The organism is Nocardia sp. NPDC059236 (genome assembly GCF_042754085.1).
Classification (GTDB): domain Bacteria; phylum Actinomycetota; class Actinomycetes; order Mycobacteriales; family Mycobacteriaceae; genus Nocardia.
In genome coordinates, this window is the sequence record NZ_JBHZAF010000002.1 from 768957 (window position 1) to 781335 (window position 12379).

11 protein-coding genes are annotated in these 12379 nt (G+C 66.9%); 7 read left to right on the top strand and 4 right to left on the bottom strand.

Translation table 11 applies throughout. From position 1 onward, the window contains the following. Positions 1–4 precede the first annotated feature (4 nt). Positions 5–805 (bottom strand): HAD family hydrolase, encoded by an 801-nt coding sequence (locus tag ACFXIV_RS08620; RefSeq protein WP_379384777.1) that lies wholly within the window; start codon positions 803–805, stop codon positions 5–7. A gap of 258 nt (positions 806–1063) precedes the next feature. Between ACFXIV_RS08620 and ACFXIV_RS08625 the strand changes: the two genes are divergently transcribed. The 5 genes from ACFXIV_RS08625 to ACFXIV_RS08645 are packed head-to-tail and all read left to right on the top strand — an operon-like array spanning position 1064 to position 7241. Further along, positions 1064–2041: an ABC transporter permease gene (locus ACFXIV_RS08625; protein WP_379393069.1), complete on the top strand. Its 978-nt coding sequence runs from the start codon at positions 1064–1066 to the stop codon at positions 2039–2041. Continuing rightward, positions 2041–2988 carry an ABC transporter permease gene (locus ACFXIV_RS08630; RefSeq protein WP_379393067.1) on the top strand — a complete coding sequence of 316 codons (948 nt, stop codon included), beginning with the start codon at positions 2041–2043 and terminating at the stop codon, positions 2986–2988. Before ACFXIV_RS08625 ends, ACFXIV_RS08630 begins: the two co-directional genes overlap by 1 nt. Beyond that, complete coding sequence (locus ACFXIV_RS08635; RefSeq protein ID WP_379393065.1) at positions 2985–4862, top strand: ABC transporter ATP-binding protein; 1878 nt, start codon at positions 2985–2987, stop codon at positions 4860–4862. Before ACFXIV_RS08630 ends, ACFXIV_RS08635 begins: the two co-directional genes overlap by 4 nt. 43 nt (positions 4863–4905) lie before the next feature. Then, positions 4906–6588, top strand: a complete 1683-nt coding sequence (locus ACFXIV_RS08640) for an ABC transporter family substrate-binding protein (RefSeq protein ID WP_379393063.1) — start codon at positions 4906–4908, stop codon at positions 6586–6588. 38 nt (positions 6589–6626) lie between these two features. Then, a complete protein-coding gene (locus ACFXIV_RS08645) occupies positions 6627–7241 on the top strand; it encodes a hypothetical protein (RefSeq protein ID WP_379393600.1) in 615 nt (204 codons plus the stop codon). Positions 7242–7333: 92 nt separating this feature from the next. On the opposite strand, the gene ACFXIV_RS08650 is transcribed toward ACFXIV_RS08645, so the two are convergent. Beyond that, a complete protein-coding gene (locus ACFXIV_RS08650) occupies positions 7334–8086 on the bottom strand; it encodes a lysophospholipid acyltransferase family protein (protein WP_379393061.1) in 753 nt (250 codons plus the stop codon). 99 nt (positions 8087–8185) lie between these two features. Here ACFXIV_RS08650 and ACFXIV_RS08655 point away from each other — a divergent pair, with 99 nt between their 5' ends. Together ACFXIV_RS08655 and ACFXIV_RS08660 are read left to right on the top strand one after the other, a co-directional pair. Further along, on the top strand, positions 8186–9028 hold the full coding sequence (locus ACFXIV_RS08655; protein ID WP_379393059.1) for a hypothetical protein: 843 nt from the start codon (positions 8186–8188) through the stop codon (positions 9026–9028). 45 nt (positions 9029–9073) lie between these two features. Further along, positions 9074–10618 (top strand): Rieske 2Fe-2S domain-containing protein, encoded by a 1545-nt coding sequence (locus ACFXIV_RS08660; protein WP_379393598.1) that lies wholly within the window; start codon positions 9074–9076, stop codon positions 10616–10618. A gap of 46 nt (positions 10619–10664) precedes the next feature. Here ACFXIV_RS08660 and ACFXIV_RS08665 read toward each other — a convergent pair whose 3' ends face one another. Both ACFXIV_RS08665 and ACFXIV_RS08670 read right to left on the bottom strand, forming a co-directional pair. Continuing rightward, positions 10665–11318 (bottom strand): MauE/DoxX family redox-associated membrane protein, encoded by a 654-nt coding sequence (locus ACFXIV_RS08665; RefSeq protein ID WP_379393057.1) that lies wholly within the window; start codon positions 11316–11318, stop codon positions 10665–10667. A gap of 56 nt (positions 11319–11374) precedes the next feature. Then, positions 11375–12307 carry a DMT family transporter gene (locus ACFXIV_RS08670; RefSeq protein WP_379393596.1) on the bottom strand — a complete coding sequence of 311 codons (933 nt, stop codon included), beginning with the start codon at positions 12305–12307 and terminating at the stop codon, positions 11375–11377. Between the last annotated feature and the right edge of the window lie 72 nt (positions 12308–12379).

Consider the following 12379-nt stretch of genomic DNA (forward strand, 5'->3'; position numbering starts at 1 on the left):
ACGGTCAGGACCACCAGCGTTCGAGGGTGCGGGCGACGCCGTCCTCGATATTGGAGGGGGCCACCTCGTCGGCGGCGGCGATGGCCTCGGGGTGGGCATTGGCCATGGCGACGCCGTGACCGGCCATGAGGAGCATGGGGACGTCGTTCGGCATGTCGCCGAAGGCGATGAGGGAGCTGTGCTGGACGCCCAGGCGCTGTGCGATGGTCGCGAGGCCGGTGGCCTTCGTCACGCCGGGGGCGGACAGTTCGATCAGGCCGTTGTCCGTGGAGTAGGTGAGGTCGGCGCGGCCGGCCAGGTGCGGGTCCAGCACGGCGCGCATGTCCGCGCTGGCGGCGCCGGGTAGGCGGATCAGCATCTTGATCGCGGGCGCGGAGATGACTTCGGCGCGGGAGACCTGGGTGTCGTCCGGGTTCAGCCAGGCGTGCTCGTATTCGGGCGAACTGACGAACTGCGGTGTGGCCGCGTCGTGCGCGCTGGAACCGACCCGTTCCGCGGCCAGGCCGCAGCCCGGCAGCAGGCGCTCGGCCAGATCGGCGGCCCAGGTGAGGGTTTCGATATCCAGGGTGCGGGTGTCCAGCACCCGATCCGCGGCACTGTCGTAGATGACCGCACCGTTGCCGCACACGCACAGCGGCGAGAAGCCGAGCCCATCGACGACCGGATCGATCCAGCGCGGCGGCCTTCCGGTGGCGAGCACGAACGGCACCCCGTCCGCGATGAGGGCGTTGATCGCCGCCTTGGTGCGGGCGCTCACCTGCTCACGGTGGTCGATGAGCGTGCCGTCCACATCGGAGGCGACCATCTTGGGTTTGGGCAGGTGAAAGAGCGTCACCTACTCCATCCTGCCTCGAGCCACAACCGGTGCGCCCGTGGATTCCGGACCTCGCCGTACAAAAGAGACCTTTCGGACACCGTTCCGCACCGCACCACCCCGCACCCCCAGACCCACCAGGACGCGCGTAATAACACACGGATTGCCGTGGCGTCCGGGGTCCGTACCCCGCGTTTACGCTTCTCACTCCCTATGATCTGGGTCAGTACTCGACCCCGAAAGGGAATGATGGCCGGTTTTCTGCTGCGACGTGCGCTGAACTATGTCGTGCTGCTGGTGCTGGCGTCGTTCCTGACCTTCAGTCTCGCGTCGCTCACGTTTCATCCACTGGACAGCCTCGAGCAGCGCAATCCTCGGCCGCCGCAGTCGGTGATCGACGCCAAACGCGATGAGCTGAAGCTGGATGTGCCGATCCCGCAGCGGTACGCGGAGTGGGTAGGAGGCATCGTCACACACGGCGATTTCGGTCATACCCTCGCCGGGCAGCCGGTGAATCAGGAATTGCCGCGTCGCATCGGGGTCAGTCTCCGGCTGTTGCTCGTCGGCTCGATCGTGGGCACGGCGCTGGGCGTGATGGTCGGCGCAGCCGGGGCTATCCGGCAATACAAGATCAGCGACTATCTGACCACGGTGCTATCCCTGCTGATCCTCAGCACGCCGGTGTTCCTGCTCGCGACTCTGTTGAAATACGGTGCGCTCGAGATCAATACGGCGACCGGACAGCAGATCTTCTATTACACGGGCGAGACCTCGGCGAACGCGATCCACGGGGCATGGAATCAGTTCGTCGACCGCCTCCAGCACATGATCGTCCCGACCCTGGGCCTGATCCTCAGTGCCGCCGCCGGATACAGCCGTTACCAGCGCAATGCCATGCTCGACGTCCTGCAGAGCGATTTCATCCGAACCGCGCGCGCCAAGGGCCTCACTCGCTCCCGGGCTCTCTACAAGCACGGCTTGCGGACCGCGCTCATTCCAATGGCGACGCTGTTCGCGTACAGCTTCGGCGCACTCATCACCGGCGCGACCTTCACCGAGAAGATCTTCGGCTGGCACGGCGTCGGTGAGTGGTTGGTGGATTCGATCAACGCCCAGGACCTGTACCCCGTGGTGACCATCACCGCGTTCGTCGCACTGGTGATTCTGCTGTCGGGCCTGTTGTCCGACATCGTCTACGCGATTCTCGACCCCAGGGTGCGTGCGTGATGACTGAAACCGAAATGATCGTTCAGGGCGCGCCGGAGCCCACGGCCGCGGGACGCCGCAAACTGGTGTGGCGGCGGTTCCTCCGCAACAAGCCCGCGGTGATCGGGTTGAGCATTCTGCTGTTGATGCTCGTGCTCAGTTTCGCGCTGCCACCGCTGCTGAAATACGACTACCAGCAGCTCGATTACACGGCGCTGCTGAAGCCACCCAGCGGGCGGCATCCGTTCGGCACCAATCAGATCGGGCAGGACGTCCTCGCCCAGACGCTGCGCGGCTTGCAGAAGTCGCTGATCATCGGTTTCTCCGTGGCGTTCATATCTGCCCTCATCGCGGCCTTCGCGGGCTCGGTGGCGGGATTGCTGGGCGGCTGGACCGATACCGCCATCATGTGGCTGGTCGACCTGCTGCTGGTGATGCCCAGCTTCATCATCGTCGCGCTGTTCGCGCCGCGTGCCAAGGGCAGCGGCAGCATCGTATTGCTGATCGTGCTGCTCGCTGGATTCGGCTGGATGATCAGCGCCAGGCTGATACGCGGCCTGACCCTCAGTCTGCGGGAACGTGAATTCGTCAGGGCCGCTAAATATATGGGCGCGTCCACCTGGACGATCATTACCACCCACATTCTCCCGAACATCGCCTCCATCCTCATCATCGACACCACGCTGGCCGTGGGCGCGGCGATCATGGGCGAAACCGGCCTGAGCTACCTGGGATTCGGTGTGCAGCCACCCGATGTCTCGTTGGGCACGCTGATCGCCTCGGGCACCAAGTCTGCGCTCACCTACCCTTGGTTGTTCCTGTTCGCGGGCGGGTTTCTGATTCTGACCGTGTTGTGCACGAACCTGGTCGGTGATGGGTTGCGCGATGCTTTCGACCCCGGCTCACAACGCGCCCGCTCGCGCCGCAAGGACCGGGTAGCGAAGCCCGCCGGAAAGGCCGCGGCATGACCGACAAGGCAAGCATGTCCGACAAGGGAATCCGGCCCACCACCGCGCCGCTGCTCGAGATCTCCGATCTGCGGGTGAGCTTCCCCAGCGAAGAAGGCCGCGTCGAGGCGGTGCGCGGAGTCAACTACACCGTCCAGGACGGTGAGGTGCTGGCCATCGTCGGTGAATCCGGTTCCGGCAAATCGGTTTCGTCGATGGCGATCATGGGGTTGCTCCCAGATCAGGCCCGCGTGCAGGGTTCCATCCGGCTGCGCGGGCAGGAACTGCTCGGCATGGGCGACCGGCAACTGTCCGCCTTGCGCGGCAGCAAGATCTCCATGGTGTTCCAGGACCCGCTCTCGGCCCTGACACCCGTTTACCGGGTCGGCGACCAGATCGCGGAAGCCCTGCTCGCGCACAGAAAGATGAGCAAGCGCGAAGCCGCCGAGAAAGCGGTGGAGCTGCTCGATCTGGTCGGTATCCCTGATGCCTCGGTTCGGGCCAAGGCTTTTCCGCACGAGTTCTCGGGCGGCATGCGCCAGCGCGTGGTGATCGCCATGGCCATCGCCAATGACCCCGAGCTCATCATCTGCGACGAGCCGACCACCGCATTGGACGTCACCGTACAGAAGCAGATCCTGAATCTGCTGCGCAAGGCGCGCGACATCACGGGCGCGGGCGTCGTTTTCATCACCCATGACATGGGTATCGCGGCCACTCTGGCGGATCGGGTGGCCGTCATGTACGCCGGACGGATTGTCGAAACTGCCCGCACCGCAGAGCTTTTCAACGCACCTCGGATGCCGTACACGGTCGGTCTGCTGGGTTCCATTCCGCGATTGGACGGTCCGGCGCGGGCACCGCTCGTCCCGATCGTGGGCGCGCCGCCCGCCATGCACGCACTGCCGCCCGGCTGCCCGTTCGCGCCCCGCTGCCCGGTCGCGATCGACGACTGTCACGCGGCGGAACCGCCGTTGCGGGACACCGAGCCGGGCCATCGAGCCGCGTGCATCCGCGTCGCCGAAATCGGAACCGCGGAACTGTTCGCCGCCTACCGCCACGAGGTGCCGCCCGCGGAGGAACCCCAACCCACCGATGAAGCTGTGGTGCTGCGGGTTTCGGAGTTGAAGAAGACCTTCCCACTCACCAAGGGCGTGGTCTTCAAACGCCGTACCGGTGAGGTGAAGGCGGTCGACGGGGTCAGCTTCGAGATCAAGTCGGGCCGCACCCTGGCCCTGGTCGGCGAATCCGGTTCCGGGAAATCGACCACGTTGACCCAGATCATGGAGTTGATCCCAGCGGAGAGCGGCATCATCGAGGTGCTCGGCAGCGATGTCGCGACGCTGACCAAGGTCCGTCGCCGCGAGATTCGCCGCAAGATGCAGATCGTATTCCAGGACCCGTCCGCGTCGCTGGATCCCCGGCTGCCGATCTTCGACGCCCTGGCCGAGCCGCTGCGCGTGAACAGCCGTCCCAACCACGAAATCGAGCGCCGGGTCAAGGAATTGCTGAGCCTGGTCGGCTTGCGCCCCGAACACGCCGATCGATATCCTGCCGATTTCTCCGGTGGGCAGAAACAGCGCATCAATATCGCGCGGGCCCTTGCGCTGGACCCGGAGATCCTGGTGCTCGACGAGCCGGTCTCGTCGCTGGACGTCTCCATCCAGGCAGGTGTGCTGAACCTGTTGCGCGACTTGCAGGCCGAGCGCGGGTTGTCTTATCTGTTCGTCTCCCACGATCTGTCCGTGGTGCGCAACCTCGCGCACGACATCGCCGTCATGTATCGCGGTCAGATCGTCGAATACGGTGCGGCCGAACAGATTTTCACCGATCCTCGGCATGAGTACACCCGTGCCCTCATCGACGCCGTACCTGTCCCGGTCGTCTCGGGATAGGGCGAACAATGTTCCAGCAGAACTCCGACGGAAGGAGCAACCGGTGAGGATTCGCTCGATCGGCATCAAGCTCGCGGTCCCACTGGTGGCCGTGTCGATAATGGCGACCGGCTGTGGCGGCGGCAACGACAATTCCAATGCGGTGGCGTCCGACCTCGGAGCCACCAGCGACATCAATCCGCACAATGTCGCGGACCTGCGCGACGGCGGCAACCTGCGGCTGGCCGTCTCCTCGTTCCCGTCCAACTGGAACACCCTCGAGGTCGACGGCAACGACGCAGAGGTCATGGGCGTCGAACGGCCGACGATGCCGCGCGCGTTCAAATCCGATGCGGCGGGCAATCTCTCGGTCGACACCGACTACTTCACCGACGTCCAGCTCACCAATACCAACCCCGAGACGGTCGTCTACACGATCAATCCCAAGGCGGTCTGGTCGGACGGCAGCCCGATCACCTGGGAGGATATCGCGTCGCAAGCCAATGCGCTGAGCGGTCGGAACAAGGACTTCCTGATCGGCAACACGCAGGGCTGGGACCGGGTCGAGAAGGTCGAGCGCGGCGTCGACGACCGGCAGGCCATCGTCACCTTCAACAAGCATTTCGGTGAGTGGAAGGGCCAGTTCGCGGGCAACAGCTTCCTCTACCCGAAGTCCGTGACGGCGACCCCCGATGCCTTCAACAAGGGTTTCGTGAACGCCATGGGCGTCAGCGCGGGCCCGTTCATCGTCCAGTCCGTCGATCGCGCGCAGGGGCGAATCACGCTGGGCCGCAATCCGAAGTGGTGGGGCGCCACACCGAAGCTGGACACCATCACCTTCAGCATCCTCGACGCCGCGGCCACGGTGCCCGCGCTGCAGAACAATGAGATCGACGCGGTGGGACTGTCCAGCCGCGACGAGCTCAAGTCCGCCCAGGGCACTGCTGGCATCGCCATTCGGCGGGCCAACAGCAGCCAGTGGTCCCATCTGACCTTCAATGGTGCACCCGGCTCCATCCTGGCCGACCCGGCGCTGCGGGTAGCCATCGGCAAGGCCATCGACCGGCAGGGCATCGCGACGGCCATGGAGAACGGTCTCGTCATCGATCCCAAGGCGCTGAACAACCACGTCTACCTGGCGAACCAGAAGGGCTACCAGGACAATTCGCTCGGCTTCGACCCCGACGCCGCGGCCAAGGAACTCGACGCGCTCGGCTGGAAGGTCCCGCCGGGCGGCGGCACCCGTGAGAAGGATGGCCGGAAGCTGGAGATCCGCGATGTCATGTACAACCAAGACTACTGGGTGCAGCTGGCGCAGATCATTCAGCAGAATCTCGACCGGATCGGCGTGAAGCTGACCATCGACACCAAGCCGGGTCAGGACTTCTTCCCCAAGTACATCAAGACTGGCGATTTCGATGTGGCGCAGTTTGTTTGGGTGGGTGACCTGTTCCCGCTCGGCAGCCTCGACCAGATCTGGGGTTACCACCCTGATGACGTCCAGGGTAACTACGGCCGTATCGGCTCCGACGATCTCAACAACCTGATCGAGCAGACCGTCTCAGAGCTCGACCCGCAGAAGGCCATCGGCATGGCCAACCAGGTCGACAAGAAGGTCTTCGAGGAGGGCCACTCCCTGCCGCTCATCCAGTCGCCCGCCAACATCGGCGTCCGCGCCAACCTCGCCAACTACGGCGCGGCCGGTCTGGCCAGCCTCGACTACACCAAAATCGGCTTCCTGAAGTGAATTCCCGGACGGGCCACCCCCTGGCCTATCCGGCGCTCATGACGATCGGGACCCTGGCGATCACCCTCGCCTGGGTCCCGTTCGCCGATCCGGAGCAGGTGGCCATGCTGGGCACGGTGGCCGTGATCATTCTGGGCTACAGCGGGTTTCGGTTCGCTGTCGCGCTGGGGTGGCTGCCCGCGGGGTTGCCCGGCGGGCCGGAGCGGCGGGAGGTGGCGGTGCGGCGGGTGCGGCAGCAGCATCGGCTGGTCAGCCGGTCGTGGCTGGAGTTCACGATCGAGGGGAAGAATCGCTGGCTGCCGGTGTATTTCGATCCGATGTTGGTGACGCTCACGCCGGGCACGGCCGAATTGGCCGGGCGGGCGGTGCATGTCGGGGCGCACCGGATGTATCCGGCTGGGCGACTGCGGGATTCGGAGCCGGTGGGGAAACTGATCGATAATCCGGTGCGGCCGGATCCGGAGGCGATGGGGCGGACGGGGATCGGGCGCGGGCTCCTGCTGGATGCGCAGTCCGCGGTGGTCGGGCCGTTTGCGGGACTGCTGTGGGTGTACTCCTCCGGCGGCGGCTGGCCGGCCTTCGCGGTCGCGACGCTGGTGGCGGCGGCAGCGGCCACCTGGCTGGCGGCTGTTCGCGGCTCCGACCCGAGCTGAGCCGAAGCCGTCCGGGCTCCGTGCCCGAACCGGAAACGGCCTGCTCCGGGGGCTCCGATTCCCCGTAGCAGGCCGTTGAACGCAGGGCTGTGTTATTCGGTCGGCTTCTGTGCGCGGCGGGCGGCCTTCTCCTCGGCCTCGGCGGCGTCCATGGCGTTGGCCTCTTCGAGGGTGGGGGCGCTGCCGCCCAGGCGCGCGGGCACCCAGTACGCGCCGGGCTCGTGGACGTAGTCCTTTTGCAGGTCCAGGAGCATGTCGGACATGGTGGCGTGGAGCTCGTCGGTGAGGGCGGCGGCGGGCTCGAAGGGCTGGATGGGCTTGCCGACCGCGATGGAGATGGGGGTGTTGGTGCGGCCCAGGCGCTTCGGGAAGCCCTTGGTCCACACGCGCTGGGCGCCCCAGATGACGATGGGGATGATGGGGACGCCGGCCTCGATGGCCATGCGGGCCGCGCCGGACTTGAACTCCTTGAGTTCGAAGCTGCGGCTGATGGTGGCCTCGGGGTAGACGCCGACCAGTTCGCCGCCGCGCAGCCGCTTCACGGCCTCGTGGTAGGACTCCGCTCCCGCCGCACGATCCACCGGAATGTGCTTGAGGGCACGCATGATCGGCCCCGAGACGGAGCTGTCGAAGACTTCCTTCTTGGCCATGAAGCGGATGTACCGCCCGGTGGTGCGCGCGGGCAGACCGGCGTAGGTGAAGTCCAGGTACCCGGTGTGGTTGATCGCGATCACCGCGCCACCGGTCGCCGGAATGTTTTCGTCGCCCTTGACGGTGAACTTGAGGCCCTGCAGCGCGAAGATCGTGCGGGCCAGGCCGATGACGGGGTAATAGACGGGTTCCACAGTTCCGCTAGCCTAGTCGCTGCCCGCGCGGCATCCAGTGATCCCGGTAACAGCAATTCAGTTGATGTGACTTCTCGACACTGAAAGAGGTTCGCACGAGTGGAAAACGGCCGGACAGCGTTGCGTGCACAAATCCACCAGAGGTTGCTCGGGACGCTGATAGTCGGCGCGGCCTGCCTTGCCGGCGGCTGCGATTCGAAAGCCGGGATCGAGGGCACGGATTTCGGGGCCGACCTCGATATGTCCAGTGAAACCAGCAGTAGCCCCAGCCCTATCGCGGCGGTGAGCGGCGGCGTCGGGGCGGCGCCCGGGAAACCGAACGCGGCGTCGGCCGTCGCGCGCTGGGTGGCCGACCTGCAGGGAAGGGGGCTGGACGAACTGGCCGACCGCTGCTGGACCATGGCGCCGCCCAATATTCAGAGCATGTACGCCGAGCCGCGGGCCATCATCGATGCGCTCGCCGGACCGGGCGTCCCCAGCGGCCAGTCCGTGACCTGGCAGAACGCCGCGGTCACGGTGACCGCACAGGACCGCGACATCGCCACCGGCTATGCCTGCCCGCACGTCTACCCGACCGGGGGCGAACTCGGCTTCAATGACGCCGACGCGCGACACACGGTGCGGCGCTTCCTCTCTCGCTCCATGGGCCGGCCGCTGCATCCCACGGACCGGGAGGACGCGTATCCACTGGTCTGCGCCGCGGGCCGGACCTGGGATCCGGACGGCACCGGGAAACCGGCCACCGCGCCGCTGGCGGTGAACCCGTCGAAGCCGGGGGAGGTAAGGACCTTCGTGGACCAGTCCATCAGGTCGGAGTGGCCGCGCGGCGGGTACATCACGGTGTCGGTACCGGTCACCACCGGCGCCGGAGACCAGACAAAGCAGATATACACCTTGAAGTCGGGCTCCGAGGGTTACTGCATCGGCGACGTCTCCGGCTAGCCAGTACTCTGGGTGGCTGGTAACGGTCAGGGAGGAATGAAGCTCGTGCAGATCACCAGCGTCGGACACGCCGGATTCCACATTCGAACCGCTGCCGGAACGATCCTCTGCGATCCGTGGGTCAATCCGGCCTATTTCGGATCGTGGTTCCCGTTCCCCGACAACACCCAGCTGGACTGGGACGAGCTCGGCAACTGCGATTTCCTCTATGTCTCGCACCTGCACCGTGACCACTGGGACGCCAAGCACCTGGCCGACAAGGTCAACAAGGACGCCACCGTCCTGCTGCCCGACTACCCGGTGCCGGACCTCAAGCGGGAGCTCGAGAAGCTCGGCTTCACCAAGTTCGTGGAGACCGAGGACTCGGTCAAGACCACCGTCACCGGTCCCGGCGGCGACCTGGACATCATGATCATCGCGCTGCGCGCGCCCGCCGACGGCCCGATCGGCGACTCCGCCCTGGTCGTCGCCGACGGGGAAACCGTGTGCTTCAACATGAACGACGCCCGGCCCGTCGACATGGACGTGCTGCACGACGCCTTCGGGCATGTGGACATCCACCTGCTGCAGTACTCCGGCGCCATCTGGTATCCGATGGTGTACGACATTCCGACCAAGACCAAGGCCAACTTCGGCAAGCAGAAGCGTCAGCGCGGCATGGACCGTTGCCGCTCCTACATCGAACAGGTCGGGGCCACCTGGGTCGTCCCGTCGGCCGGCCCGCCGGTCTTCCTCGACGACGAGCTGCGCTACCTCAACGACGACCGCGGCGACGAGGGCAATATCTTCCCCGACCAGATCGTCTTCCTGGATCAGATGAAGATTCACGGCAACGAGGGCGGGCTGCTCATGATCCCCGGCTCGACCGCGGATCTGCGTGGCAAGGAACTGAATTCGCTCACCCACCCGGTCCACCCGGACACCATCTACGGCGACAAGGCCGCCTACATCGAGGCCATGGCCCAGCGCATGGCGCCGGTGCTGGCCGCCGAGAAGGCCACCTGGGCCCCGGCCGAGGGCGAGCCGCTGCTGCCCGCGCTCCAGGCCAAGTTCGAGCCGATCATGGCGCAGAGCGACCTCATCTGCGACGGCATCGGCTACCCGGTCGGCCTGGTCATGGGCGAGGAGACCGTGGTGCTCGACTTCCCCAAGCGGGTGGTGCGCGAGCCCATCGAGGGAGAAGGCAAGTACCGCTACGGATTCCGCATCGACCCGCAGCTGGTGCGCACCGTGCTGCGCGACGACGAGCCGGACTGGGTGAACACCATCTTCCTGTCGACGCGCTTCACCACCTGGCGCATCGGCGGCTACAACGAATTCCTCTACACCTTCTTCAAGTGCCTCACCGACGAGCGCATCGCCTACGCCGACGGCTGGTTCGCCGAGGCACACGACGATTCCGCCTCCACCGAGCTCGACGGCTGGGAGGTGCAGCGCCGCTGCCCCCACCTCAAGGCCGACCTGTCGAAATTCGGTGTGGTCGAGGGCAATACGCTCACCTGCAACCTGCACGGCTGGCAGTGGGATCTGGAATCCGGCCGCTGCAAGACCTCCAAGGGCCACGAGCTGCGCTCGAAGAAACTGGTCTGACCCGGTAGCGGCCGATGCCCGGTGCATCGGCCGCCACCGGCCCTGCTCAGTGCTGCGGACGCCGGAGGGAGTCCCGCGCACGCGATACCGCAGCGCGGTCTCCGGCCCGGGCGCGCGCGGTCTTCAGCACCTCGAATTCCGGCGCGGCCGCACCCGGCGGCAGCCCCTTCTCGTCCAGGCGGCGGCGCACGGCTCGCAGCTCACCCCAGAGGGAAACCAGCACCGCACCGAATCCGGCCGCCACCCCCATCGCGACCACATGGTCCACCGGCAGGCCGCCCGGCACCTGCGGCTCCGCCAGCGTCGCCACGGCCGTCACGCCGGCCAGGACGATCAGCACGATATTGCGCGCCACCGTGCCTCGCCCGATCGGGGCGGCGCTGGCGGCCCCGAAACATGAACAGACGGGGCGTTTTCCCTGGCGCAGCAGGCGCACCACCGCACCGGTGAACATTCCCAGCAGCAGTATCGCCACCAGCGCCGCACCGGCCGCGGTCCACGGCGGCAGCAGCGCCACCGCCACCACGGCCTCCACCGCCGGGAGCGCCCAGGCCACCGCGGGTATCCAGGCAAGCGGGATCCCGAACTCCCCCACCGCCTTCCGGGTTCCGGGCCCATCGGCGAGCTTGCCCCACGCCGAAAGGCCGAACACCACGGCCAGCACCAGACGCGCGACCCACACCACGTAGTCGATAGCCATGATCGCACCATCGCACACTCATGTGGACAGCGAATTACGAATCCGGGGAACAGATTTCATCCGCGCGATCGGGCGGCCACGGCGACCGCCACGAAGGTCAGCACACAGCCGATGATCGCCGACACCGAGAGCCCGACCCCGGTCGGCGCCACCACGTCCAGCACCAGGGATGCCAGCAGCTGGCCCGCCACCGAGGTCAGGCCCAGCAGCAGCACCCCGATCCAGCGGACCACCAGCACCGCCAGCGCCACGAACGAAATGCCGATCAGGCCACCGAGATACAGCCACGGTTCGCTCGGCAGCGACCCGAGACCACCGCGCCGGACCAGCACGCCCGCCTCGATGACCACCAGCGCCGCCGTGCCGGTCGCGAAGTTGCCCAGCGTCGCCGACAGCGGCCCGCCGACCGCACCCACCCGGCCGTTCACCGCCTGCTGCCAAGCCACCAGCAGGCCGGCGACCAGCGGTAACGCCACCAGCAGCATCGAGGCCGTCGAATGCCCGGCGACCGGGCCGGTGCCGCTGCGGCCGAGCACCGCGAGCAGCACGGCGACCAGCCCGAGCACCGCCGCACCGATCCGCCCGGTCGTCACCGGCGTCGGTCCGCCCGGGCCCCACCCCAGTCGATCCACCACCAGGCTGCTCACCAACTGCCCGGCCACCGCGGCCACCGTGAACGCCGTCACCCCGATGGTCGCCACCGTGAGCCCCTGACACGCAACGAAATACGCGCCCGACAGCCCACCCAGCAGCTGCCACCATCGCAACTCCCCGGTACCGAGCGCGGCCCGCACCCGCCCGACCCCCGCACGCAAGCGCCCGCTGCCCGCGAACACGACGGCCAGGATCAGCAGTCCACTCCCGAAACTGATGGTGGCCGCCGCAATCCCATCGCCCAGCCGCTGCCCCAGCTCCCCATTGATCCGCGCCTGCAGGGCCACGGCCGCGCCGATGGACCCCCCGAACCCCAACCCCGCCCACTGCCGCATCGCCACCGCCCGATTGTCCCCGCCTTCCCCGGCACAGAGCCGGCCGACCGGATCATGTCGCGCGTCGCTCCG